The 24,197-nt window shown below is 66.0% G+C and carries 20 protein-coding genes and 3 pseudogenes; 6 read left to right on the top strand and 17 right to left on the bottom strand.

The window, feature by feature from the left end; translation table 11 throughout:
• The 4 genes from IZR01_RS15055 to IZR01_RS15065 form a co-directional block, all read right to left on the bottom strand.
• A complete protein-coding gene (locus IZR01_RS15055; RefSeq protein WP_194891433.1) occupies positions 1-1,098 on the bottom strand; it encodes an integrase core domain-containing protein in 1,098 nt (365 codons plus the stop codon).
• Between the two features lie 478 nt (positions 1,099-1,576).
• Positions 1,577-2,098, bottom strand: a complete 522-nt coding sequence (locus IZR01_RS15060) for a hypothetical protein (RefSeq protein ID WP_194924213.1) — start codon at positions 2,096-2,098, stop codon at positions 1,577-1,579.
• Between the two features lie 894 nt (positions 2,099-2,992).
• Entirely contained in the window at positions 2,993-3,124 is a 132-nt protein-coding gene (locus IZR01_RS52330) for a hypothetical protein (RefSeq protein ID WP_267254815.1), read from the bottom strand.
• A gap of 553 nt (positions 3,125-3,677) precedes the next feature.
• The gene (locus tag IZR01_RS15065; RefSeq protein WP_194924214.1) at positions 3,678-3,941 is read right to left on the bottom strand and encodes an amidohydrolase family protein; all 264 of its coding nucleotides are present in this window, start codon (positions 3,939-3,941) and stop codon (positions 3,678-3,680) included.
• Positions 3,942-4,196: 255 nt separating this feature from the next.
• Here IZR01_RS15065 and IZR01_RS15070 point away from each other — a divergent pair, with 255 nt between their 5' ends.
• Positions 4,197-5,222, top strand: coding sequence for an LLM class flavin-dependent oxidoreductase (locus IZR01_RS15070; protein WP_194924215.1), 1,026 nt, complete (start codon positions 4,197-4,199; stop codon positions 5,220-5,222).
• Positions 5,223-5,328: 106 nt separating this feature from the next.
• Here IZR01_RS15070 and IZR01_RS52335 read toward each other — a convergent pair whose 3' ends face one another.
• The 7 genes and pseudogenes from IZR01_RS52335 to IZR01_RS15105 all read right to left on the bottom strand — a co-directional run.
• Entirely contained in the window at positions 5,329-5,577 is a 249-nt protein-coding gene (locus tag IZR01_RS52335; RefSeq protein WP_267254817.1) for an integrase core domain-containing protein, read from the bottom strand.
• Positions 5,554-6,836 (bottom strand): annotated as a pseudogene (locus IZR01_RS15080) (IS1182 family transposase); the annotation flags it as partial. The pseudogene IZR01_RS15080 and the gene IZR01_RS52335, both read right to left, overlap by 24 nt.
• Before the next feature lie 243 nt (positions 6,837-7,079).
• A complete protein-coding gene (locus IZR01_RS15085) occupies positions 7,080-8,003 on the bottom strand; it encodes an NADP-dependent oxidoreductase (RefSeq protein ID WP_194924216.1) in 924 nt (307 codons plus the stop codon).
• 98 nt (positions 8,004-8,101) lie between these two features.
• Positions 8,102-8,506 (bottom strand): MerR family transcriptional regulator, encoded by a 405-nt coding sequence (locus IZR01_RS15090; protein WP_194924217.1) that lies wholly within the window; start codon positions 8,504-8,506, stop codon positions 8,102-8,104.
• Positions 8,507-9,001: 495 nt separating this feature from the next.
• Positions 9,002-12,721, bottom strand: a complete 3,720-nt coding sequence (locus tag IZR01_RS53245; RefSeq protein WP_323747011.1) for a caspase, EACC1-associated type — start codon at positions 12,719-12,721, stop codon at positions 9,002-9,004.
• Positions 12,718-13,083 (bottom strand): effector-associated constant component EACC1, encoded by a 366-nt coding sequence (locus IZR01_RS15100; protein ID WP_194924219.1) that lies wholly within the window; start codon positions 13,081-13,083, stop codon positions 12,718-12,720. Before IZR01_RS15100 ends, IZR01_RS53245 begins: the two co-directional genes overlap by 4 nt.
• A gap of 107 nt (positions 13,084-13,190) precedes the next feature.
• Positions 13,191-13,364 (bottom strand): annotated as a pseudogene (locus IZR01_RS15105) (DUF397 domain-containing protein); the annotation flags it as partial.
• A gap of 338 nt (positions 13,365-13,702) precedes the next feature.
• On the opposite strand from IZR01_RS15105, the gene IZR01_RS15110 reads away from it, so the two are divergent.
• Complete coding sequence (locus IZR01_RS15110) at positions 13,703-15,946, top strand: ATP-binding protein (RefSeq protein ID WP_194924220.1); 2,244 nt, start codon at positions 13,703-13,705, stop codon at positions 15,944-15,946.
• A gap of 34 nt (positions 15,947-15,980) precedes the next feature.
• On the opposite strand, the gene IZR01_RS54775 is transcribed toward IZR01_RS15110, so the two are convergent.
• Positions 15,981-16,355, bottom strand: coding sequence for a DUF397 domain-containing protein (locus IZR01_RS54775; RefSeq protein WP_194924233.1), 375 nt, complete (start codon positions 16,353-16,355; stop codon positions 15,981-15,983).
• Here IZR01_RS54775 and IZR01_RS15120 point away from each other — a divergent pair.
• The 4 genes and pseudogenes from IZR01_RS15120 to IZR01_RS52350 all read left to right on the top strand — a co-directional run bounded on the left by IZR01_RS15120 (position 16,326) and on the right by IZR01_RS52350 (position 19,615).
• Positions 16,326-18,647: a tetratricopeptide repeat protein gene (locus tag IZR01_RS15120; RefSeq protein ID WP_228559512.1), complete on the top strand. Its 2,322-nt coding sequence runs from the start codon at positions 16,326-16,328 to the stop codon at positions 18,645-18,647. The genes IZR01_RS54775 and IZR01_RS15120 overlap by 30 nt on opposite strands.
• A gap of 2 nt (positions 18,648-18,649) precedes the next feature.
• Positions 18,650-19,045 carry a hypothetical protein gene (locus IZR01_RS15125; RefSeq protein ID WP_194924222.1) on the top strand — a complete coding sequence of 132 codons (396 nt, stop codon included), beginning with the start codon at positions 18,650-18,652 and terminating at the stop codon, positions 19,043-19,045.
• Positions 19,046-19,287: 242 nt separating this feature from the next.
• Positions 19,288-19,473, top strand: a pseudogene (locus IZR01_RS54230) (hypothetical protein); the annotation flags it as partial.
• A gap of 13 nt (positions 19,474-19,486) precedes the next feature.
• Positions 19,487-19,615 carry a hypothetical protein gene (locus tag IZR01_RS52350; protein ID WP_267254816.1) on the top strand — a complete coding sequence of 43 codons (129 nt, stop codon included), beginning with the start codon at positions 19,487-19,489 and terminating at the stop codon, positions 19,613-19,615.
• A gap of 462 nt (positions 19,616-20,077) precedes the next feature.
• On the opposite strand, the gene IZR01_RS15135 is transcribed toward IZR01_RS52350, so the two are convergent.
• The 5 genes from IZR01_RS15135 to IZR01_RS15155 form a co-directional block, all read right to left on the bottom strand.
• A complete protein-coding gene (locus IZR01_RS15135) occupies positions 20,078-21,295 on the bottom strand; it encodes a CHAT domain-containing protein (RefSeq protein ID WP_194924224.1) in 1,218 nt (405 codons plus the stop codon).
• A gap of 220 nt (positions 21,296-21,515) precedes the next feature.
• Positions 21,516-22,064 carry a hypothetical protein gene (locus IZR01_RS50530; protein WP_228559514.1) on the bottom strand — a complete coding sequence of 183 codons (549 nt, stop codon included), beginning with the start codon at positions 22,062-22,064 and terminating at the stop codon, positions 21,516-21,518.
• Between the two features lie 662 nt (positions 22,065-22,726).
• Positions 22,727-22,945, bottom strand: a complete 219-nt coding sequence (locus IZR01_RS15145; protein WP_194924225.1) for a hypothetical protein — start codon at positions 22,943-22,945, stop codon at positions 22,727-22,729.
• Positions 22,942-23,592, bottom strand: a complete 651-nt coding sequence (locus tag IZR01_RS15150; RefSeq protein ID WP_323747012.1) for a sigma-70 family RNA polymerase sigma factor — start codon at positions 23,590-23,592, stop codon at positions 22,942-22,944. Before IZR01_RS15150 ends, IZR01_RS15145 begins: the two co-directional genes overlap by 4 nt.
• Before the next feature lie 43 nt (positions 23,593-23,635).
• Positions 23,636-23,932: a putative quinol monooxygenase gene (locus IZR01_RS15155; protein ID WP_194924226.1), complete on the bottom strand. Its 297-nt coding sequence runs from the start codon at positions 23,930-23,932 to the stop codon at positions 23,636-23,638.
• Positions 23,933-24,197 lie beyond the last annotated feature (265 nt).

A 24,197-nucleotide genomic window follows, 5' to 3' on the forward strand; every position in this document is an offset into this window, starting at 1 on the left:
TCAGGCGGCATGTCGGTACTCGTGGATGCTGCCGCCGAGTCGGTCGTGTCGGCGGATGTCGAGGTCGGTGATGTGCTGTGGATCGGCGATCGGGGTGGGCACTGCACGTAGTGGTGCGGCCTGCCGCATCGCTTGGTGAGCGCGGTGGCTGTTGTAATGCGTTTCGTACTCGTGCAGGGCGTGCTGCAGGTGAGGCTGGTTCCAGATCAAGGTGCGGTCCAGCAGCTCGCGGCGGCAGGTCTGCACCCACCGCTCCATGACCGAGTTCATCCGCGGCATGCGGATGCCGCTGAGCACGACCTGGATCCCGGCCTGTGCGAGGATCTCGTCGAACAGCGGTGGGAACTTCGCGTCCCGGTCCCGGATCAGATACTTGACTGCGGCTCCGGCATCTTCCAAGTCCATGACCAAGTTCCGTGCCGCTTGCGCGACCCAGGCAGCAGTGGGATGGGCCGTAGTGCCCAGCACGCGGACCCGCCGGGTGGCGTGCTCGATGACGGCAAGGACGTACTGCCGCTGCCCGGTCAGCGTCACGGTCTCGATGAAGTCGCATGCCAGCAGTGCGTCGGCCTGGCTGCGCAGGAAGTCGGCCCATGTCGTGGCCGTGCGCTCGGGTGCTGGGTTGATGCCCTCGTCCTTGAGGATCTCCCAGACGGTCGAGGCCGCGACCTTGATGCCCAGCGTGGCCAGCTCGCCGTGCACTCGGCGATAACCCCAACTCGGGTTCTCCCGGACCAGGCGCAGCACCAGCCGCCGGATCGAGGCGACCGTACGCGGGCGCCCGGTTCGCTTGGGCCGACACGTTATCGCGTGGCGCTGGCGCATCAGATCGCGGTGCCATCGCAGGACCGTGTCCGGGCTGACGATCAAGTGCAGCCGACGCAACGAGGCACGAGATAGAGGTTGCAGGAGCGCTGCGAGGAAGGCCCGGTCTGCGGGGGCAAACCTGGCCCGTGCTGGGCCGAGTTGCCGCTGCAGGACCGCGAGCTGATGGCGCAGGGCCAAGATCTGCGCGTCCTTGTCCCGGTCGCTCATCGGCAGCAGCCGCAACGCGGCGAAGGCGTTGGTCACGGCGAGATAGGTCAGACGAAGCAGCACAACCGGCCATCATGCCCGAGACTCTGCCGAGACCACAGCACGAGATTCGGTGCCGGGCCGACAACCTCCATACCAAGCCTGCATATGCAGTTGACCTGCACGGACGAGGAATTCGGCAGGCGCAGGGCCGGTCCGCTATCTGGTCGGCGCCCGAACCAGGACCTGTCTGTAAGTGGACGCTTGGACGATCCGCTCTGAAATCAACTGCAATCGTATGGATTGTGGCCGGAGGCAAGAACCTGCGGGGACACGGGCGTCGGGGGCTGGCGCACTCGGCAGCAAGTACTCGACGCCGTTGCCGGGATCCAGTCACCGCCCCGCCGAACCCTTTCGGCAGTCGATGACGGCGGCTTTCAGCGCCTTGTCCCCCTGGAACGGGTTGCGAGTCCGGTAGTCAGATCCTCGTGCTGGGCGAACAGCAAATCGGCGCTACGGCGAGAACAGGGGTCATTGCCGACAACCTCCTGTCGGGCGACGGCTAAGGAACACACCCTGCCTCAATATCGATATCTACTCTGCTTGCATCACCGACAGGGTCGTACGACACGCTGACCTTCTCTAACTTATCCGCTCCACCGTAATATTTGGTCATACCTTCGGCGCCGCTATCGTCGAACGCTTGCCCTCGCAGATAAGCCTTGAGCGTGCTCTTCATGCGATCGACATCCGTCAGGTTCACGGCGCTAAAGCCGACAAAGACCTCATAGTGATAGCCATGAATGGTCCCGAGGCCGTCATTGCATCGCTCGCCGGTCTGGAGTGCTTCGGCCACCGGCTTGTCGGGGGTGCGTCCGGCTGCTCGAACGACATCATTCGCCAGCTGCACGGCATGGGCTTTGGCGTCAGCCTTCTCGGCGTCGACATGCCCCTCGTATCGGCCAACCAATCCGCCAACAGCAACCAGGATGACAGCCAGGGTGACGACCGGGATGATCACCATGGGGTTGCGCACCACACGCCGTACGATCGACCTCTGCACCCGCACTTCGTCGTCCGTCATCAGCCTGCCGTCACGTTCGAATAGTCGTCGGTGTTCCACCGAACAGTGACCGCAGCCTTGCCAACGTACTGCGACACACCGCCTAGGTAGACAGTGCCCACATTCAAACCGTGGACCGTCTGCTTCTGAACCTCCTGCGCCAGGCCGAATCGGCGCTTCATCGACGCCGCCTAAACGGCAACCCACTGCTGCCGATCGAGGGCGATGGGACCGAAGTCCGGCGACATCCATGAGCCGGGCCTGAGGATTGAATCCCAAGGGCCGTCAAAATCGAGAATGGCGATGCGTTCTGCACAAACGTGCGGTGCAAATCGCTCAACCGCTTTACCGGAACCGCGATCCCCTCCAGGGCCACTCCGATGAATCGGAGCCCACCATCCCGGCCATGCCGAACCCCTGATGGGTAGACAGCCCGTTGTCATTCAGGACAGACGCTACCAGCGGTTGCGCAATGGATCAATGGACAAGTAGGGCGAGGTAGTGGACGCGGATCCGAGGCTCCTGCACCGCGACGGATGGTTCTCACCGGACCTCTCCTGACTCGGTACCAAGATAAGGTCGCCGACGCCGAGCAGGGCCTACACCCGACTGCCGCACTCCGGCACTAGGCTGTAGTCGGCGCCATCACCCACGAGGTAACCAGCACAGCCATCGAAAAAGCCTGACTACGCTCCTCGGTGCCACGGAACGGCCGAGCTTTAAGCCATATTTTTAAGGTCCAGTGGGCAGGACCGTAATCCGCCCCAAAAGCCTTGAACAAAGGCTGGGCCACAGCACGGACAGGGCTCACCGAAATACAGTTCCTAAAGCCTATGCGGAGGCTGAGAACCGGTGCCCAGATACGCGACGGCGGAGCCCTGCGACAGCAGGGATCCGCGAAACTGTCGTGAGGTGTCACTTGTTGCGGACGACGGGCATGACCAGGCCGAAATACTCCGCCCTTGCATCCTCGCCGTAGACCACGATCGGCGCGCTGGCCTTGCCGGTGAGCTCCAGGATGACCCTTTCCTGCCGTATCGGGTTCACGATCGATAAGTAGTTCGCGACACCGACCTCGAAAGCATGCCGACGCCCTTCGACGATGGCTTCGGCAGATTCTGCACGCCGGCTACCTGGCCCTCGCCTGCGGTGAGGGACAGACGGCCTGCGGGATCCAGGACGAAGGCCGCAGGCTCGCCGTCGCGGCCGGCGCAGCGATGCGCGACGAAGGAGGTCGATCAGGCCGCCTTTTGCCATGCGTACCTGGGTGGAGAACTCCGCGGGCTTCGGCGCCGTTCAGCGTTGTTGTGCCGGGATGCGCTAGTGAGAATCTGGCCACGGTTTCTGCAACCGCCCGCGTATTGCGGTCGGCTTCGGGCGTGTATGCGAGGTCGTCAGCGTGACGAATGAGCGGCGCACGGAGGGCGGCGTAGTGATTGCCAGGGTCGGGACGAGTGAGTTGGAACCCGGTCGACGGCGAGGGGCGTTGGCGTGACTGGCAACGGGGGCCGTGGCAGTTCCCACACCGCCTCGACTCCAGCGATCGTCCGCCGCTGACACGGGAAAGACTGTTAGAACGTTTCTAGGGGCGGAACAGCTTCTATGCGTTCAGGTGCGTCATCTTCTCCCTGTCCTCGTCGCTGACGGGCAGCTTCTCGATGAATGCACGCGTCCCGTCCAACGCCAGGTACGGGTAGTCGACAGACCAGATGATCCGGTCGGCGCCGATCACTTTGTGGACGAACTCGAGGTGCGGAGCAGCGCTGGCTGAGCGGGCGGTCGGAGCGGCTGTCTTCCATCTTGCACAGCAACCATCCAGGGCTCCGGCTCCCACGCTGCGGGCACTGGAGGCGATGGTTCCCATGGACGGGGACCGTCCGCCCCTCCACGCTCAGGCAGGCTGGACAGCGGCCGGCGAACCGATTCGAGCAGATGGCGGGCCGCTGACGTGGTCGAGATGGCCGGCGACCACTACGCCGTGCTGCGCGACCCCGGCGTCGACGAACTGGCGGCAGCGATCGCCCGCCGCTGACGGTGCGGGGCCCCATCGCAGAGCGGGGCGCCCGCCATCGCCAAGTGGTTGAGGAATCAATCAAACTCCCGCCAGGTTGTCCCGACCATGAAGAACATCGGTTTCCTCTCCTTCGGGCACTGGTCCGACACGCCGCACTCGCGGACCAGGACGGCGTCGGACGCGTTGCTGCAGGCCATCGACCTGGCGGTGGCCGCCGAGGAGGCGGGCGCGGACGGTGCCTACTTCCGGGTGCACCACTTCGCCCGGCAGCTGGGGTCGCCGTTTCCGCTGCTGGCGGCGGTCGGCACCCGTACCTCGCGGATCGAGATCGGCACCGCCGTGATCGACATGCGATACGAGAACCCGATGTACATGGCGGAGGACGCCGGAGCGGCGGACTTGATCTCGGGCGGCCGGCTGCAGCTCGGAATCAGCCGCGGGTCACCCGAACAGGTCATCGACGGGTGGCGGTACTTCGGCTACCAGCCGGTTGACGGCGAAAACGATGCCGACATGGCACGCAAGCTTACAGAAGTGCTGTTGAACGTGCTGGACGGCGAAGGGTTCGGGCAGCCGAACCCGCGGCCGATGTTCGCGAACCCGCCAGGGCTGTTGCGGCTGGAGCCGTACTCCGAGGGCTTGCGAGAGCGGATCTGGTGGGGAGCGAGCTCCAACGACACCGCGGTGTGGGCGGCACAACTCGGCATGAACCTGATGAGCTCGACGCTGAAGACCGACGAGGGCGGCGGCGTGCCCTTCCACATGCAGCAGGCGGCGCAGATCCGGGCCTTCCGCGAGGCGTGGAGCGAGGCCGGATGGGAGCGCGAGCCCCGCGTATCCGTCTCGCGCAGCATCTTCGCGCTGACGAACGACACGGACCGCGCCTACTTCGGCCGAGACGGCGAGAGCACCGACCAGATCGGCTATATCGAAGCCGACAAGCGGGCGATCTTCGGCCGCACATACGCCGCCGAGCCCGAGAAGCTGGTGAAGCAGCTGGCCGAGGACGAAGCGATCGCGGAGGCCGACACACTGCTGCTGACCGTGCCCAACCAGCTCGGCGTCGACTACAACGCCCATGTGATCCAGAGCATCCTCGCGCACGTGGCACCGGCGTTGGGCTGGCGCTGATCCGCTTGTGATCGGCATCCGGCAATCCTTGTTCGCCGACTCCACATCACGGGTGCTCGGCCGGCCCACTCCGACCTGTCCTTGCCGAAAAGCTCATCCGTGCTGGTCAGGCGGCTGGTCGGTATTCGTTGATGACGCCGCCCGCGCGGCGGGTTCGTCGGATACGTAAGGTGTCGAGGTCGGTGACGTTCGGCGGCAGCGGCTTGAGCGGGGCGGCTGCTGACAGGCTCATGTGCGGCCGGTGGCTGTTGTGGTGGAGTTCGTAGTCGTGCAGGATCTGGCGGAGATGTTCGTGGTTCCAAATCAGGGTGCGGTTCAGGAGTTCGTGGCGGACCGAGCCGATCCAGCGCTCCATGATCGCGTTGCGGCGGGCGTAGGCGGCGCGTCCGGGTTTGGCGCGCAGCTTGCGGGCCATGCGCTCGCGGGCCGTGGCGTCCTTTGGTATGCGTCCGCGTGGAGCGGCGGGGACCTGCTCGCCGTGGGCCAGCCGTCCGGTAGCCATGAACGTGTCGGTGCCGTGCTCGTCCTTGCGCGCTGCTGCGGCGGCAAGGTTCGCCTCGGAGCAGTAGCCTGCGTCGACGAGAGCCTGACGTGGGTGGATGCCCGTGTTCGCCGCCGACTGGTCGAGCATGTCGGTGTAGTTCAGCGCGTCGGCGGGTTGGTGGTCACGTCGGCGGCGGTGATGATCTGGTGTGCGTCGTCCACGACGGCCTGGGCGTTGTAGGCCTGGATGTAGGCGCCGTCGCTGTTCTTCATGATCCGCGAGGCGGGGTCGGTGAAGTTGGCCTGTGCCTTGTCCTTGGGACGGGCCTTGGCCGCAGCCGCATCCCCGACGGCTTCGACCGCCTCGGGATCGTCGTGGCCAGACCGCTGTTGACGTCGGCTTTCCTTGTCTTCGGCATGCTTGCGGGCCCGCTCGGCGGCGTCAGCCTCGATCTGCGCGCGGGCGGCCTGCAGCCGGGCCAGGCGCTTCTCCCTGCGATCCAGCTCGGCGGGCAGGTCGGCATCCTTGCCGTTGGCCCCGAACTCCGCGTCCTCGGCGGCGTCGGTCGCCGCGGCGTCGGCCAGCAGCGCAGCCGCCGCGGCTTCCAGTTCTGCGATCTCCGCCTCGATGCGCTGTTCCCTGTCCACCAGGCGGGGGTAGCTCATCGCCTTGTGCCTGGAGGTGTTCGCCTCCAGCTTCGTGCCGTCAAGCGCGACCCGGCCCATCTTCACCATGCCCAGCTTCTGCGCCAGGTGCAGCGACTGGGTGAAGATCTGCGCCAGGGCGTCCAGGTGCCGGGCACGGAACCGGGATATCGACCGGTAGCCCGGACCCTGCCCTGCCGCCAGGTAGCGGAACGCCACGTCATCGGTGCACTTGCGCTCGATCGCCCGCGAGGAGCGCACCCCGGTGGTGTAGCCGTAGATCAGCAGCCGCACCATCAACCTGGGGTCGTAGGGAGGCTGCCCACGCCTCTCGGTATAGGACGCCAGAATCGGGCCCAGGTCCAGCACCTCGTCGACCAGCTCGGCGACGAACCGTGCCAGATGTCCCTCCGGCAGCCACTCATCCAGCGACGGCGGCAGCACCAGCAGTTGGTCCGGGACGAAGGCCCGGAACGTCTTCTTCACCAGCGCCGCCGGCATGGCCTTCGGTCCCGCCACCACCGCCGGATCTATCTCGAACAAGCCATCCCCACCAGACATACCGAGATCTTCCCATATGAAAGATCACGAATAGCTGGTGGGTGTCGGCGTGCGCCTGGACGTGCTCAGCCCCGTATAAGGTGAACGTGCTTACTCGTTGCTGCGCTGACCACGAGCTCTCGTCCGTCTGTTGTGGCCGGTTGACGGCGTCGGGCGGCCGGGCACTTCTCATGCCACGTTGATGACAACCTTGCCCGCAGCGTGACCGCTCTCGACGGTGGCAAGGGCGGCAGGGGCGTCGGAGAGCGGATGGACCGCGGTGATCACGGGTGCGAGGACTCCGTCGAGGGCCAACTGGGCGGACCGTTCCAGGTTCTCGCGGTCAAGGCGACGCTCGACGAAACGCCCACCGAGATCGGGCACGGACATATCACCCACTGCGATGACGTTGCGGGGCTCTCGGGCCAGCGGGGCGACCGTCCGCAGCGAGGCACCTCCGGCCAGGTCGACGATCCCGTCGAAGCCGTCCGGAACCAGCTCGCGTGCCGCGGCGACGACGTCCTCGGCGGTGTAGTCGATGAACCGCACTCCGATGGCCTCGGCGTGCTCGCGCTTGGCGGTACTCCCGGTGCCGATCACACGCAGCTTGCGCCCGATGGCCAGCCGGGCGACGGCGAGGCCGACCCCGCCCCCGACCCCGTTGACCAGGACCGTGGCGCCGGCCAGGAGGCCGAGCTGGTCGAGCGCGTCCACCGCGGTCGTCCCGGCCACTGGAAGCGTTGCCGCCACGGTCGCGGACAGGCCCGCCGGAATGTGCGCGGTGTTGAGCGCGGACAGCACCGTCGTCTCGGCGTATGTGCCGCCACCGGTGAGTGCGAAGCCGAAAACCGCGTCACCCACCTCGAGCCCTTCGACGTCTCCGCCCCGAGCGAGAACGGTTCCCGCTGCCTCGATGCCCAGCACTCGGGGAAACGGACGCCCGCCGTCGAGCCCGGGGACCAGACCCGAGCGCAGCAGGTGGTCGAGGGGGTTCACGCCGGCGGCGTCGACCCGGATCAGCACCTCGCCGCGCCCGGGGACGGGATCGGGACGATCGAAGAACTCCTGCACCTCGGGCCCGCCATGCTTGCCGAAACCCCACGCCTGTCCCATTCTCTGCCGCCTTCTGGATGACCGACCCGGTGATTCCGGGCGCTGTCGCCATCCTCACCCCTCACATCGATGTAAAGGACAAGCTGCTGAGATGCAGATCACAGCGCCAGGGGCGGCCCTGCCGCCGATTCCGGCGTCGTGGACAGCCCCGCCCGGTGCCGGCTGTTGGCCTTGATCAGCACGTCGAGCGCATCCCGGGTCTCGATCAGGTGCGCGATGTCGGCGTCGATCCGCTCGCGCTCGCGCATCATCGCCGTGAACGTCTCCTCGGCGACGCCTAGGTCACTGGGGAGGTCCACACACGGCAGCACAGACGCGATCACCCGGCTGGACATACCCGCGTCGAACAGCTGTCGGATGAGCGATACGCGCTGGACCTCGGCATCGGAATAGTGACGCTGCCCTGTGTCGGAGCGTGAGCTGGTCAGCAAGCCTTGCTCTTCGTAGTACCGCAGTGAGCGCGGACTCACGCCCGTGCGCTTTGACAGCTCGCCGATCCGCATTCCTGAGAGCCTACGCCCGCGTGCTCCAGGTCCAGACCGCCGGCGAGTTCATGGACACCCGCGGACACTGCCACGGCCAGCAGGGCTGTCGCCCCGGCCCCACGACTGAGCAAATTCGTCCGTACACGACTGAGCCTTTTCTCAGTACGCCGACAGTGGGGTTGGTGTTACTGACCCGCGCTCCTAGTGGCTTAGCCAGCGGCCGCGGCCGTGCTTGGCCCTTCTGCATACCTCGGACGCCGATGGCGATATCGCCGGGTGTCGAGCAGAACTCGCCGGCGTGCCGGATCGCACCTGGACCCTGTCCCAGTGAGTCCATCGGTCGGCCAGGGTCCGATCGAGTTCGGCCCGGGTCTCGGCGCGGAGCTGAAAAGTGATCCGCCATTCGGGTCGGCGGGCGCGAAGTTCACGATCCCGTCGGGCTCGCCGAGGTCGACTGTGGCGAGGACGACCCGGCGGAGTCCGCTGAGTGGCGGCCACCCCAGCCCAGTAGTTCTAGTTCTGTGCCAGAGCACTGAGGAACTGTGCGTCATCCGCATAGACACGCCAGGCCGGGAGCCGTACGGCGGTGTCGCCTGCGGCACTGATCTGAGCGCGGACCAACTGGCGACGCAGGTAGCGGCCGCAGTCCTGGTCTGCTTGGCCGCCGGTGTCGAGCATGACCGCGATCGGCTGGTCGGCTAAGACGAAAGTCGCGTCGAGCACGATTCCCTGTCTAGTCGTGCCCAGGTCAATGTGCTTAGCGCCGACACGTTGAAGCTGGCGATAAAGCAGATTCCGTAGTTCCTCACCGTGCGGCCACGGCGCGTCCTGTGTCGTGAAGGCGTTGATGCGGGCCCAGAGTTTGCCGCCCAACGCGCCGTGGCGCTGCCAGAAGTCACCGTGGCCGACGACGAGAAGGTGGGCTCGGGCGCGGGTGATCGCCACGTTCCAGAGGTTCTCATCGCGGTCGAAGAAGCGAAGGCCGCCGCCGGACATGGTCGGCGTGGCGACCAGGGAGAAGATGATGGCGTCGCATTCGCCGCCCTGAAACGTGTGCACGGTGCCGACCCGGACCTGCTTCGTGAGATCGCCCAGCCGTGACGCGATCAGCTGTGCCTGGGCGCGGAACGGGGTCACTATCCCGACGGATGCACCCGCGGGTAGCGTATCGAGCAGCCACCGGGCGCGGCGCGCAGCGGTATCGGCCTCGGCCGGGTTCAGCCAGGAGCGTCCGCCTGGGCCGGGAACCGCCCGGCCTGCGACGTCGTCCCACGCTACGCGCGGCCGAGTCGAGTTCGGGACGGAGCGTTGAGAACGCGGATCGGTGAGAATCGTCAAGCGCTTACCGCGCGGGGCGTAGAACAGGTCGTCGGCGATGGTCGCGATCTGGGGGTGGCAGCGGTAGTGCTCGTCGAGCAGCAGGCTCTCCCCGGCGCGGGCCTCACAGGCATCGAATGCGGAATACCGCTGGTAGGACAGCCTGCGGTCGGCCAGCCAGGCTGGATCCAGACCGACACTCTCGGCGGCGGCCGCATCCTGCTCGGGGCGCAGGCTGGCAATGTGACGCAGCTGCATCGGATCGCCGACGATCAGCGCGGACTTCGCACGAAACAGCAGCGGCAGGACGGCGGCGATCGAGCACTGGCTTGCCTCGTCGATGATCACCAGATCGAACAAGCCCGGTTGCAGCGGGAAGTTCCTGGCCGTCAGTGCACTGACAGCCCAACCCCGTACATGCGGCAGCACGCGGGGATAAAAGGTCCAGCTGTTCCGGCTGCTGCCGGGCTGCAGGCTGCCCAGCAAGTCTTGAATGTGCTGGACGCCTGCGGCCGCGCCGGCGGCTACCTGACCGGAAGTGAGCGCCCTGCCTGCGCCGCGCAGTTGGTCGGCGGTCACCGCGAGCTGCGCGGTCAGCGACGCGTCGCTGGGATGCCGCTGCTTCATGAGGTGCCGCCACTGCGATTCGTTGTCGAACGTGTCGCGCACCAGTGCGCACACCGCGGCGTGATATTCCTTATCGACGCTCAGACCCAGACTGTGCAGCAGACGGCGCCGGCGCCACCGGCCGAAGAAGACTGTGTCTGCAACACGTGTGATCCGTGCCAGCGTCCGCCGTAGCTGATCGTCGTTAAGCGCGGCCCAGGCTGGCAACGGCTCGACACCGAGTTCCGCCAAGCCTGTTAAGGCCGCCTGCCGCGCGTGTCCGCACCTGAACAGCTGCTGCTCCCAGCCGGCTTTCGCCGACACTGCCGCGAACGCTTCCTCGGATTGACGGGACTCCTCAACGTGAGCGGCGGCCAGTGTGGTCGTCGAAGACTTCCGCGGGCTGTCGGCGGTTCGGAGTAAGCCGGTGAGCGCGTCGTGCTCCACCTGTCGGTAGTCCCGATTTCCGGTGCGAACGACGAGTCCCGGGACCCGCTTTTGGCAACGTCCGTGGACTTCGTCGACCGCCTGGTTGTTGGTGGAAGCGGTGAGCGCGGTCTTGTTCGAGCACACGGCGGTGGCCACCAGGTTCGCGATCAGCTCGCTCTTGCCGGTCCCGGGAGGTCCGGTCGCGACGGTCAGTCTGCGGCTCACAGCGGTGCGCAGGACGGCCAGTTGGGCATCGTTCGACTGGCCGATCAGGACCGGTTGAGTCTGGTCATCAGCTGCGCGAGTGCTCGGCGATTGGTCGAGCAGGGCACCGAGTGCGGTGTTCTGTATCTCAGAGAGATGGTTCTTCCTCAGGTCTTCCAGATCCTGGATCAGACGTGCGGACGCGCCGTCGTTGCCCGGCATCAGAGCGGCCGCGTTCCGTGCGCCATCAGTGGGGGTGGCCACGTCGATGCCCGTCTTCAGGGCTTCGGGCCGGAGGGGTTCGACTTCTTCGAGGGCGAACTCCTCGCGTAGCAAGTACCTGATGTCCTTGGCCATGTCGGCGTGACCACCGGCGATCCAGGTCGGCCGGTAGTCCGCACCGAGCTGGGTAGCGGTATCCGGGTCCAGTAGTTCCCGGGCGAGCGCGGGATTGACCTGGGCGGTGCCGTATGGTTGCAGCCGGGTGCCGTCCGCCGCTTCGACGACCTTCACCGGGCGGATCAGGAGCGGAGCGCACTGCGGTCGGCGGTATGGCACTCCCTTCGAGTCTCGGTGCAAGACGACCATCGGGTACCCATATAGAAGGTCCTTCTTGGCAGCGCGAGCCTTGTCGGCCATCTGAGCAGCCTCAGGAGGAACGACGATGTCCGCGCTGTCGTCGAGAGCTCCGCTGAGCAGCCGTTCCGGGCCGGCCAGGCAGACATACCCGAGTGCGTTCGGTCCGGCGTCCATCAACTGCGCGCCGGACTGCTCGGTGACGACGGCTTGCCGGTAGTACTCCAGCAACTGGTCCCAGGAGACGCTTCGCTGCGGCGGGTGGGACCCGGTGGCGCCTCGCTGCCGATCACCGGCCGCGCCGCCCGCAAACGGTTTGGACCGCTTGATAGGGGCATGGGCTAGATGGATCTCGCCGCTGGCCTGCAGGGTGGACTTGACCGGGGTCTGTGCCTCCGGCTGATCGACCGCTCGGAGCAGATCGCTCGCATAGCGGAACAGTTCGTCCACGCCGACGGACCCGTCGCGGTCGGTGTCCGCTTCACCTGTGGCGAGGCCCTGAACGATTGCGCCCGTGAAGAGCGATGGATCCTTCGAGGTCTTTCCCGAGAACGACGCCTCGGACAGTCTCGACGAAGACAACACGTAGACGCCCGTCGTCTCAAGCACGGGTTTCGGCCGCGACGAGGGCTCGGCGGACTTCTCGTCGCGATCGCGGAATCCCAGCGCGAAGCCACCGCTCATGCAGCAGTCGAGGATCGCTACCTTGCGTTCCGCACGGCACTTCTCCAGTGCGCGGTTGACGAATCCACCGGATACCGCGGTTTCGGTGAAGCGATCGGGGTCGGTGTCGGAGGCGACGAAGTACAGCTGGCTGTCGACGCGGGTGGCCCGGACGCCGTGGCCGCTGAAGTACAGGACCACCAAGTCGTCTGCTTCGCACATGCTCAGAAAGGTGCTGATGCGAACTCGGATATCCTCGGCCGTCGGTTGTGGGCCGAGGTCGTCGATCACTTGGTCGAAGTGTCCGATGTCGGGCTGACGCAGGACTTTGGCCAGTTCACGGACGTCCACGCCGACACTCGGCAGGTCTTTGTACCGGTCGCTGCGATATTCCTGCACCCCGATCAGGAGCGCGAGGCGTCGGCCGCCGCGTATCACTGCTCGTCCGGCCCGTTCAGCACCGCGAGCATCAGCCTCTCTTGGGCCGGGGTCGGATCGCCGTCGATCTCGACGCTATTCGTGCCGACGGTCAGGCGCACTCGCGCCCGGCCTTCCTTGTGCAGCCACGCCTTGACCGCCTCGGCCAGGAGCGGGGCACCCAACGGCCAACCCCAGGTCGCGACCACGTCCAGCACCTCGGACAGCACCGAGCCCTTACTCCCAGACGGCGCAGTGCTTGTGAGATCCGCGTAGTCCACCGAAATCCCGTCGACGTTGTCCAGCTCACGTTTGAGCGCCCGGGTCAGACGTTCCGCCCGCAGCGCGTCGTCGTCGATGACCTCGACCCGAAGACTCGCCATTGCCCCCACCTCCCGTGCCTGCGCGGACACTGTCCGGAGTCAGGTGTGTCAGGGTACTACATCTCGGCTCACAGCCGGATGGTGGGCGCGATAGTCGTGCGGCGTTCTCACTGCCCGAAATCGTCGAACTCGCCCGCCTTGATCCCCAATATCAGGGCTCGAATGGCCTCATGGTCGAAATGCAGCTGAGCGCCGACCGCGTCCCTGCTGTTCCTCATGGCCGCGCCTCCTGGCGTCGGTCGCAGTTCAACGCAGTTGTTTGAGTTGTTGCTGTAGCTCGACTTGCGCCATCTCCCGACGGACGACGGACGACGGACGACGGACGACGGACGACGGACGACGGACGACGGACGACGGACTCTCGTCCACTATCAATTATCTTGTCGTTGATGCCCGATTCTGGGATGCCTGTCGGCGTGTCCACGGACTTCACTCGATCGTGTTCAGTGCGACTCACTGGACTTCGGACCTCCTCTATCTGGGCGGGAGGCTAGCCGTGATCGGGATCTGGGTCTAGCGCTATGTCAGACTTTTCCTATACTCCTGTCGTCGGGTTCGTCTTGGCACGGGTGAAGCGAGCGATGGGGGAGTAGTGCCGGAAGCGGGGGATGGCGGCGAGGTGCGCAATGAGGTGTCCGGCTCCCAGCATTCTGTCGTGCAGGCCGGGCACATCGATGTGGTGAACATCGGCGCGGCTCCGCGCACACCCGTGCTTCCGCCTCCGCAGCTAATGGTCGCCGCGCCCCGGCGCTTCGTCGACCGGGACGAGGAGGTCGCCGCTCTCGACGACGCGGTCTTCGGGACGTCGGCGGGGGACGCGGGCGGCGTGTTCGTCGTCGACGGGACCGCTGGCGTCGGGAAGACGGCGTTGGCGTTGCATTGGGCGCATCGGGTTCGGGATCGATTCCCTGACGGCCAGTTGTATGCAAACCTCAACGGCTACGCCCCGGGCGCTGTCACCGATCCCGCCCGGATCCTGCGCCGGTTCCTCCGAGCGCTAGGGGTCGATCCCGCGGCTGTGCCTGCTGACGCCGAGGAGTGCGCGGAGCTCTACCGCTCTCAAATGGCTACCAGGCGGACCCTCGTGGTTCTCGACAATGCCGCGGACAGCGATCAGGTGAGGCCTCTGCTACCGGGGTCCGGGGCCTGTCCGGTTCTGGTGACCAGCCGTAGTTCGCTGCGTAGTCTGGTGGTGCGCGAAGGGGCGTGGCGAGTAACGGTGCCCCGCCTTCCGATGGAGCATTCGACGGCCTTGCTGGAACAGGTCATCGGCGCGTTCCGACCTGCCGGCACTCCCGGGCAGCTGAACCGCATGGCCAAGCTCTGTGCCCGGTTGCCACTGGCTCTGCAGATCGCCGCTGAGCGGATCGCACGGAGCCTGAACCAGGATATCGACGACGTCGTTGCTGAGCTGGCCACCGAGAGCCGGCTGTGGGAGCTGTTGTCGAGCGATGATGATGAAGGTCAGGCGGCACACAGCGTGTTCGCCTGGTCCTATCGGGGCATGGAGCCGCAAAGCGCCCGTGTCTTCCGGCTGCTGGGCTCGCATCCCGGCGCCGATTTCTCAGCGACTGCGGCTGCCGCGTTGTGCGGGATCGAAGTCTCGGCCGCCAAGCGGCAACTGGCCGTGCTCGCGGGGTTCCATCTCATCGAGGAGATCGGCACAGACCGGTTCCAACTCCACGATCTCCTCAGGGATTTCGCATCCGACCTGAGCCGGGACGAGGACGACCGGCCGACGATCCGCGACGCGCTCGCCCGAGTGACGACCTGGTACGCCTGGAGCGTCAAGGCAGCATCGAAAGCCATGTTCATGGACACACTGGATCTAGACTTGGGGAACCGGCCGACAGGCATCGCACCGCTGGTCTTCGCCGACCCAGAAGGCGCGACAGTGTGGTTCGAGCGTGAGCGTGTGAATCTCGTTGGGGCCGTGCTCGCCGCAGCCGACGCCGGGCTACACAGCGAAGCCGCTGTATTGGGTGCGGTGCTGATGGAACCCTATGCGCACCACTTCGCGGTCGAGGAGTGGCAGGAGGTAAACCACCGAGCCTTGGTAGCGGCGCGGCAGGCAGGCGACCGGCGCCTGGAAGCAGTTGTTCTCGAGAGCATCGGGAAGCGCCATCGAGCGCTTCATCAGCTCAAGGAATCCGAAACAGCTCAGAGGCAATCCTTGAAGATCCGAACTGAGCTTGGCGACCTGCGTGGCCAAGCGCGGTCGCACAACGCAATCGGATTGGTGCACTGGCGTCGTGAAGACATGGAAGCGGCGACGAACTGCTTCCTGCGTGGCGCGGCCATCGCCGAACCAGCCGGAGCTGTTGCCGAGCTACTGTTCTGCCGGGCCAATCTCGGTGGAGCACAGGCCCAACTCGAGCGTTTCGACGACGCAGTCTTGGTCTTGGCGGACGTCCTGTCGCCGCTCCGGGAGACCGGCCAACGATACGTCGAACAGAACGCCTTGCAGGACATGGGCGTCGCGCTGCGCGGCCTCGGCCGCCTGGACCAGGCGGCGGTCGTCGGAGAGCGCGCGGTCGAGCTGGCCCGCGAATTGGGTAGCAACGTGTCCTGTGCCCAAGCCCTCATTGAACTTGCCGTGACCTACCGCCTCATGAACCATCCCGAGCAAGCGCTTGAGTGCTCCCTGCAAGCCGGCACCATCAACCGCAGGCTGCACGACCGGCATCGTGAAGCGACCGCCTTGAAAGAGTCCGGCAAGGCTCACCAAGCACTGGGCCGACACTCGGACGCCGTGGCCTTCATGGACGCCGCAGCACGCCTACTCAGTGATCTGGATGCTTCCCCAGCGGAAAATGCTGCGACACCCTCGTGCGCACCGGAAGTCTCGGGGCAGGATCAGTGACCGGCATGTTGCCTGAGGGAATGCGCGGCAGGCATCAGAGCTGGTCGAACTCTCCGTGGCGCGCGCCGTCGAGGAAAGCGTCGAATTCGGCTTCGGTGAACAAGAGGCTGGGGCCGTCGGGATCCTTGCTGTGTCGGACCGCTATGCCATCGCGGACCCGTGCGACCTCGACGCAGTTGCCGCTATTGCCGCTCTTGCTGGCCTTGGTCCAGGCTCGTCCGCTCGTCCGCTCGTCCGCTCGTCCGCTCGTCCGCTCGTCCGCTCGTCTTCGCCGATTATATTCACCGGTTGACCTGCGTGCGGGACGTGCTTCGGCATGTCGCCTCGTTTCACTCGAAGGTGGCCGTGCGCCAAGGCGGCGCCCCGGGATGGATCGTATATGCACTCTGATGAAACCGGAAGTTTGCATAGGGCTGACTTCGAAGGGGTGGGGACGTTGACCGACTTGGGCGACGGCGCGGCGAACGCTCTGTCCGGCTTCTCTGGCGCCGAAGCACGGATCGTTATGGTTAACGGGAATGTCGCAGGTGGGATTAACCTGCGTCCCGGCACGATGGTGCCACGGCAGCTTCCCCGAGCCCCAGCGAACTTTGAAGACCGTAATGGGGAGCGGGCCAAGCTGAAGCAGGTGATGGTCGCAGGCGGGCGCCCAGGCAGTTGTCCGGTTGCTGTGCTGTCGGGCCCTGCCGGCGTCGGAAAGACAGCTCTGGCACTGGCCTGGAGCCATGACGTGGCCGACCAGTTCGCAGACGGACAGTTGTATGTGAATCTCCACGGATATGACTATGCCGATCCGGTTGCTGTCTCGACGGCTGTGCGGGCTCTGCTGCTCGGAGTCGGTGTCGACAGCTCAGCGATCCCAAGCGGCCTCGACGAACGCGCGGCCTTATACCGCTCGGTCATGGCGAGAGGTAAACGTCTGGTGCTTCTGGACAACGCCTCGTCGCCGAATCAGGTTCAGGACCTGCTTCCTGCGGCCCCTGACAGTTTCGTACTCGTGACCAGTCGCAGTGCCTTCGGTAGATGGGAAGAGGCGCATACGGTGAATGTGGGATTGCTTCCGGACGCCGCCGCTGTCGCGCTCCTGCGGAAGGTGGTCGGAGACGTCCGCGGCAACGATGATTCCGCGTCTCTGACAGAACTAGCGAAGCTATGCGCATTTTTGCCTTTGGCCTTGTGGATCGCTGGCGAACGACTTGCGGCGGAGCCGTCGACGCCGCTGGAGGTCCTTATCGGGGAGTTGCGTGACGAAGCCACCCGGCTGGACGCGCTCACGAGCCACGCACGACCGCCGGTCCGTGTTGTCTTCGACTGGTCGTATCGGACTCTGGATTCGGATACGGCGGCAGTGTTTCGGGCGCTCGGGGTACATCCGGGCATTGACTTCACAGCCGCATCCGTCGCCGCCTTGACTGGGCGGACTGTGCGCCAAACCGGCACGACGCTCGACGCCCTGGTGCGGGTACACCTGCTGGATCGCGACCCTGGCGGACGGTACGCCTTCCACGACTTGTTGCGGGCCTACGCTGCCGAACTCGCGCAGCGGGTAGACGGTGTTGATCGGACGGCACAGTGGCAGACGGCTGTGATCGGTTGGTATCTGGGCACAGTTTGCCAGGCAGCCAGCGCCATGGGGCTGGACAGTCTGAAGCTTCCCGAGGCGTTGGCGACCCCTTTTATCGCGGCCTTCGCAACGTTCGAGGACGCCGGCGCGTGGTTCGAGACTGAGCGGCCCAACTTGGCCGCAGCCGTCAACGTTGCCGCCTCGAATGGCCACGACCGTCTGGCCTGGCATCTGGCCGGAGCCCTGCTGGGCGTGTACGAGGTGAACAATCACCTCGACGAGTGGGCCGCCATCTCTCAACACGGACTCGAGGCCGCGCGACGGCTGCCCGATGAGTTCGGCGAAGCAGTCATGCTGGAGAGTCTGGGCAAGGTTTGTTGTGCCAGGCACGAACTCGATCTGGCTGAGCGGTACCAGAGTGAGTCGTTGGCTTTGCGCGAGAAGATCGGCGATGTGGGAGGCGTTGTACGGTCGACGAACGCTCTCGGTCTCGTCCACTGGCGTGCGCGCCGCTACCAGGAAGCCCGTACTGCCTTCAGACATTCGCTTTCGCTGGCGCAGCGGTCAGGCGACATCGCCTTCCAAGCGTTTGCGCTGCAGAATCTCGGCGGAGTCGATGTCGAAGACGGGCAGTTCAGCGATGCGATCGAGCCGCTCACTACAGCTTACGAAATCCTCCGCGATGCTGGTATGCGGGTCTACGAGGAGAACGCGCTCCAGGACCTGGCCGGGGCCCTTCGCGGCCTCGGTCGGTTTGACGACGCGCTGGCCGCCGCCCGTGGCGCGGTCGATCTAGCCACTGGCCTGGGGAACTTGCCGGCAGCGGCTAGGGCCCTGGTGGAGCTGGCACGCGTCCACCGGGCAATGCGGCAGCCTGATGCGGCGCTGGCGGAGTACGCGCAGGCAACCGCCCTGCACCGTCGTCTTCGCGACCATAGCCGTGAGGCGATTAGCCTGGACGAGGCCGGCGAGGCGCAGCTCGAGGCGGGCCGCTATGAGCAGGCCGCCGAACTCCATACGATCGCCGCGGTAATGCACCGGGACCTCGGCGACGCCAGTCGCGAACAACGGGCACTGGCGAATCTGCAAGTCGCCCATGAACGGTTAAATGATCCCCATCGTGGGGAGATGGAGTAGTCATGGACTTCTTGTCTTTGCTCATGCCAGGGGCCCAAAACCTCGCCACGGCGATGCTGGGTGACGCATGGAACGTGACGCGTGATGCCATTGCGCGGCGTTGGGGCCGCGGGGACCAGACCGAGACCGACAAGGTCGCTGGCGAACTCGACGAGTCGCGATCTAATGCGCTGGCAATGCTTAACGGCGGCCAAATGGATGAGCGCGAGCTCAAGGCGTTCCTTGCCGGATACATCCTGGCGTCCAGTCACAATGACCTGGCACGTGTACAGGTACTGATGGATCTGCAGGCCACGCCGAATCCTCCGACTGTCCGACGCGTCGGCAACCTGAACAACGGCAACGTGGAAAAGCTCACACAGATCGAAGGTAATGTTCATGGGGGTATCCATATGTGAGATCGGCGTTGCAAGCTCTGAACCGGAGCACACCGGATCGGAGCAACGTCGGCTGAACCGGCGTATGCCATCCCCATGGGGGCACACGCCGGTACGTCGCTAATTCGGTTCGAGTTCATGCCTCGGGGCTTCCCACACAGTTGCAGCTCGCCGCAGCGCAAGGCACCGTCGTCGGGCAGCAGGTGACCGTCATTGTCGTCACCCCCACCGTGCCGCTCCACCAGCTCAACGCCCAGTTCGCCGTGTGGCTGCCTGCTGCTGGCCGTGCCCGTCGTGCTGACCCTTGGCGCACGCGCTGTTTGGCTGATCGTCGGCCGGTCGCTGCGCCTCGTCGAACGGAACGGATTAGACGCGCTGTTACCGAGATCACCTCCGCGGACCTCAGCTACAGGGTCCCCGAGCCGGGCACGCCCGACGAGATCGGGCACCTGGCTCACACCAATGAACGACATGCTCGACCGGCTCGACGCCTCAACCCGCAGGCAGCGCCGACTCGTCGCCGACGTCTTCCACGAACTGCCCACCCCGCTCACCGCGTTCCGCACCACCCTCGAAGTTGGCATGGCTTAGGTAGTCGTCCGCGCCGACCTCGTCCCACGGAGGCTGGCTGATCCCTGCCGGTCGGACGCTGAGCTGGTCGAAGTCCCACAGCCGGGTCACAGCGCCCAGATGTAGCTGGACGTTGGTCCAGCCGGCAGGGCGAGCCAGGCCCTGTCGGTCCAGGTGAGCTTCCGGGCCAGGTGTGGATCCCGGCGCTGGTCGACCGCGAGCTCATGCCGAAGGATCAAAATCTCGACGTCTTTCGCAGTCGAATCCCGGGAAGCCAAGGTCAGCCACGCGAAGATCCGAGTCGTCAGCAGATAGATCGACCCGTAGCGTCACGACGAAACATGATCCCAGCTCGGAGGGGTTATCGGCACCCTCAGGATGCCCGACCCGAACTCTTTGAAGCTTTCTGATTCAGTGGTGCCAGGACTGGTGATTCGGCACTGTCGGATCGGTGCTGTCTGCTGGCGTGTGACGGTCTGGTGTTCACGCTCCTGCGTGGATGTAGGGGGCCCAAAGCCAGGGCGTGGCGTTGAGGTCTTGCTCCCTTATCAGGGTCCTGAGTGTCAGGTGTAGTGCGATGGAGGCTCGGTCTGTGTCCATGGCGCCGTCGTCGTCGCGAAGGGCCGTGTAGAAGCCGGTGGCGACGTCGACGGCGAATTCGTCGTCGATGGGCCACAGGGTTCCGATGACGTGGGGGAATCCTGCGAGTTGGAATGCGCCGGCCAGATGGATGGCCTCGTCGAGCAGAGCCCCGGCCGTGTTGGCGGCGGTGTTGCAGGCCGACAAGTAGGCCAGTTGTGCCCGGTCGAGGTTGATGGGAGCGAGGCTGGAAACGGTGAGGGGCTGGTCTCGGTGGTCGTTCAGCAGCAGACGGCTTTTCGAGGGGTCCTCTGGGTCGCTGGTGCCGTGGCAGGCGAAGTGCGTGATCGCGTGGTTCGGCAGTTCGGCCAGGACGCGCCGGCGCGTGGGTGCCTCGGCGGGGGGAGCGCCTGCCAGGTCCTCGGGCCGTGCGAGCATCGCGGGTACCGGGCCGGTCAGAGTCAGCGGATGCGGCAGTATTGCGGCCAAGCGTCGAGCTTCGTCGGGGACATGGTGCAGCGGCGCGCCTTGAAGGGCTGCGGGCAGGTCGGGGGTGGTGGGCATGGCGACGATCAGCGATGACGTGGCTGCCATCGCGGGTGCAGGTCGGGCTCTGCGGGCGTGGCCCAAGGCTCGGACGGTGGGAGTGTGGGAAGACACCACACGGTCCGCGACGCTGCGCCGCTCCGGGCTTGGCGGGTCGTCGTGGTGGCCTGCGGCGTGGAGGGGCAGCAGGCCCAGCTGTCCGCCGGTGACCCACCAGACCCGCGGCCACGGCCGGCCATCGGCGGCGGGTGCGGATCGGTAGCCGAGTTGGTGCACGACCGGCGCTGCGGCCTGGTCCCACAGCCATGCCAGGGTCTCGGTGAGGACTTTGTTCGCAGCACGTCCGCCCTGTGCGCCGTGCACGTCGTTCAGCGCCGTGTGGAAGGCGTTGATCTGCTCGTTGAGGGCGTCGGGTGTCAGACCCGGCAGCGTCACGGCGGTGACGTTGTGGGCGGTGGGGACCAGGGCAGCGCTGCAGTGAACGCTGACGATGAAACTGACGACCGGACCAGCGGCAGCCTGCGCGCGCAGCTGGTCTATCGAGGGAGGCAGCCCGAACATTTCGAAGCCGGGCAACCCACGTACCTCTTGCAATGTCGCAGCCAACTCATCAGCAGCGTGCGCGCACTCGTGGCCCTGTGGTAGTCAGAAGCTCGGCCACCGGGGTTGACCAGGGCTGTTATGTGGCAGTCTCGTACTCGTTGATCAGTCCGCCGAGGACGCGTTTGCGGCGTGTCTGGTCGACCTGGGCCGGGAACTCAGATCATGTTCGGGTCGTCATCCGGGGCACGCAGGCTCAGGCCCTCGCCCTGGTGGCTGCGGCCGGCGTTGTAATGCGCGATGTAGTGGCCCAGACGACGCCAAGATGGCGTTCGCCGGCGATCAGCATCCGGTCGGTGCACTCACGGCGTACCGATCCGACGAACCGTTCGGCGATAGCGTTCATCCTTGGTGCTTGCGGCGCGGTCATGATCGCGGTGATGCCAGTCGCGCTGAACACCCCGTCGAACGCGGCGGTGAACTTGGCATCGCGGTCCCGGATCAGGTGGGTGAAGCGATGCCCGGCGGCTTCCATTTCGGCGGTGAAGTCCCGGGCCAGCTGGGTAGCCCAGGCACCCGTCGGGTACCGGGTGACCCCGAGCAGGTGGACCCGACGAGTGGAGTGCTCGATGACAAACGCGACGTAGACCCTGGTGAGGGTGACTGCACAGTCGACGTGAAAGAAGTCCGTGGCCAGGAGGGTCTGGGCTTGGGCACGCAGAAAGGCGCGCCAGGAGTCGTCGCGGTATCTCGGTGGCGGGATCCGATGGGTGCGCAGGACCTTGCGGATCGTGGCCGCGGCCACGTGGTGTCCGAGCCGGCGCAACTCGTCTTGGATCCGTCCCGCGCCCCGGGTGCGGTTCTCCCGAGCCGTGGTGACGATCAGCTGGACGAGCTGGTCGCTGGTCGGTGGCCGACTCGGCGTCTTCGGTTGGCGCCACTTGTTCGCGACCAGACGCCGATGCCGGCGAAGCAGCGTGCCCGGAGTGACGATCCGGTTGCCGCGCAGTGCCTTGGGCAGGGGGCTTCGACAGTGCCGCGAGCACCGCACGGTCGGTCCAGGCCAGCCTCGGCCTCGGGTTCGTCCGGCGCGGCACCGCTACTTCCTGGCGTAGCAGCCAGTATCTCGGCGTTCTTCGATGCCTGCGATCGGGCCAGCAGCGCCAGCCAGGATAGGAGGTTCACGAGGATCCGGTAGAGCAGACCGACTGCCACAGATCTCGATCATGCCACGGGATCACCCGAGGTCAGGCCCGTTGGCCGACTTTCTGACCAGGACAGGGTGGTAGTCGCGAGCAGGCCGTCGAAGTCGTTTCCGCACGGGCCGCACACCACCGGCCCCAGGCTGATTGCGCGCGTAGCCGTGGAAGGGCGGGCTGCGGATGCCGGTGGCTTTCCCGCTACGCACCTGGTTCGACGCGGGCGTGCCGGCGTTGGACGGTGTCGGGGAAGAAGATGCCGCTGGCCTCAGGCCCCGGCCGTGACCGCTTCCAGCAAGCCCTGGAAATCCTCACCGCACGGACCGCACGCGGCCAGGTGCGCGGCGACGCCGGGGTACTCGCGGGCGGCGTCCTTGTCCGTTGCGATCATGTCGGCGTACATGTGCAGCAGCGCGATGGCCTGTTCGCACCCGACGTCCGCTGGATCCGTGGCGAGCACACGCTCGAGCTGTTCACGGTGATTCACCGCCCTTGCCTCCTCTCGTCCAGATATCCGTTGGCGATCAGGAATAAGCGGATCTTACGGCGAGCGTCGAAAACGGCTTTGTAGACCGCGTTCCGGTTCAGTCCGAGCTGGCTCACCAGCGCGTCCAGCGGCACTTGGTTGACCACGATCGCGGTGAACAGGCGCCGCTGGTGATCGGTCAGCGTCTCCTCGACGGCCCGCTGCACGGCCTTCACCAAGTCGGCCCGCTCGGCGTGCTCGCCGGGGTCGACGCCGAACCTGTCCGGCAGCCGTTCCCAGTCCTCGGCGTCGAGCAGCGTGGTGGGATGCCTGCGCCAGTAGTGCCGCCCCAGCTTGCTGGACACCTCCAGCACCACGAACTTGTACGCCCAGGTCGTGAAGCGGCTTTCGCCACGGAAGGTGTCCAGCTTGTCCAGGATCGCCAGCATCGCGTCCGCGGCGCACTGATGTGCCATGTCGTCAAGCTCCGCGCCGGTCACCGCGGATGAGGCCTCGCGGCGGCGCAGCTCGTGTACCGCGACACGGATCAGAAGGCCGTGCAACCGGGCCAGGCCCGCCTCGCGATCCCGTCCGGCCGCGGTCAACGCGCTGATCCACTCGGCGGACGCCGGGTCGAGTACCGGTGCATCGTCGTCATGCGGTATCACGAAGCCACGCTATCCGGCCGGGGCGCGCGCAGGGACGCGGCGCCTATTTCACCGCGATCACCCCGACCGGCCGGATGGACGGCTCGGCCGCCAGCAGGTCCCCGGCGACAGCGGCGAGCGCCGCGGGGATATCGCCGGCCAGATGCGCGGCGCGTGCGTCTTCGGTCTCGAAGGTGTCGAAGATGCCGTAGTGGGTCTGGTCGATCTGGAATGCGTACCACGTCACGGTCCCCTCCTCGGCGAGCGCGAGCTCGCGCCCCGCGCGCAGAAACACGCCGAGTTCGTCGCCCTTGCCCGCCTTGGCCTCCAGCGTCGCGAGCAATCCGAGCTTCACGGTCATGACCGTTCTCCTTGTTCGGGTCCGAGCGTGGCGCGTGTCGGTGCGCGCCGCGCTACGTCGTATCAGCGGCGCGTCGTCCGCTGGTCTTACCTCGGCTCCGACTCTGACGCCCTTTACGCCCTTCCCGCGGGAGGCGCGCGGTCCTAATGACAGATCAGGTATTACGAATTTGTGACGTGCCGCCAAGGCGGGGTGGTCGGGGGTAAGACCGGACAGCGGGCGGTCGCTGAAGGAGTGTCTCAGCACAGGGCACTCGCATGCGGAT

This window comes from Catenulispora pinisilvae (assembly GCF_015356865.1).
GTDB classification, from domain to species: Bacteria; Actinomycetota; Actinomycetes; order Streptomycetales; family Catenulisporaceae; genus Catenulispora; species Catenulispora pinisilvae.

Excerpts from the sequence above, each read along its gene's own strand:
- IZR01_RS54775 (WP_194924233.1), bottom strand. The coding sequence starts at position 16,355 with ATGCAAACTTCCGGTTTCATCAGAGTGCATATACGATCCATCCCGGGG.
- IZR01_RS52350 (WP_267254816.1), top strand. The coding sequence starts at position 19,487 with ATGAACGACATGCTCGACCGGCTCGACGCCTCAACCCGCAGGCAGCGC.
- IZR01_RS15125 (WP_194924222.1), top strand. The coding sequence starts at position 18,650 with ATGGACTTCTTGTCTTTGCTCATGCCAGGGGCCCAAAACCTCGCCACG.
- IZR01_RS15070 (WP_194924215.1), top strand. The coding sequence starts at position 4,197 with ATGAAGAACATCGGTTTCCTCTCCTTCGGGCACTGGTCCGACACGCCG.
- IZR01_RS15085 (WP_194924216.1), bottom strand. The coding sequence starts at position 8,003 with ATGGGACAGGCGTGGGGTTTCGGCAAGCATGGCGGGCCCGAGGTGCAG.
- IZR01_RS15090 (WP_194924217.1), bottom strand. The coding sequence starts at position 8,506 with ATGCGGATCGGCGAGCTGTCAAAGCGCACGGGCGTGAGTCCGCGCTCA.
- IZR01_RS15155 (WP_194924226.1), bottom strand. The coding sequence starts at position 23,932 with ATGACCGTGAAGCTCGGATTGCTCGCGACGCTGGAGGCCAAGGCGGGC.
- IZR01_RS15065 (WP_194924214.1), bottom strand. The coding sequence starts at position 3,941 with ATGGGAACCATCGCCTCCAGTGCCCGCAGCGTGGGAGCCGGAGCCCTG.
- IZR01_RS52335 (WP_267254817.1), bottom strand. The coding sequence starts at position 5,577 with ATGGAGCGCTGGATCGGCTCGGTCCGCCACGAACTCCTGAACCGCACC.
- IZR01_RS15100 (WP_194924219.1), bottom strand. The coding sequence starts at position 13,083 with ATGGCGAGTCTTCGGGTCGAGGTCATCGACGACGACGCGCTGCGGGCG.
- IZR01_RS15060 (WP_194924213.1), bottom strand. The coding sequence starts at position 2,098 with ATGACGGACGACGAAGTGCGGGTGCAGAGGTCGATCGTACGGCGTGTG.
- IZR01_RS15120 (WP_228559512.1), top strand. The coding sequence starts at position 16,326 with ATGCACTCTGATGAAACCGGAAGTTTGCATAGGGCTGACTTCGAAGGG.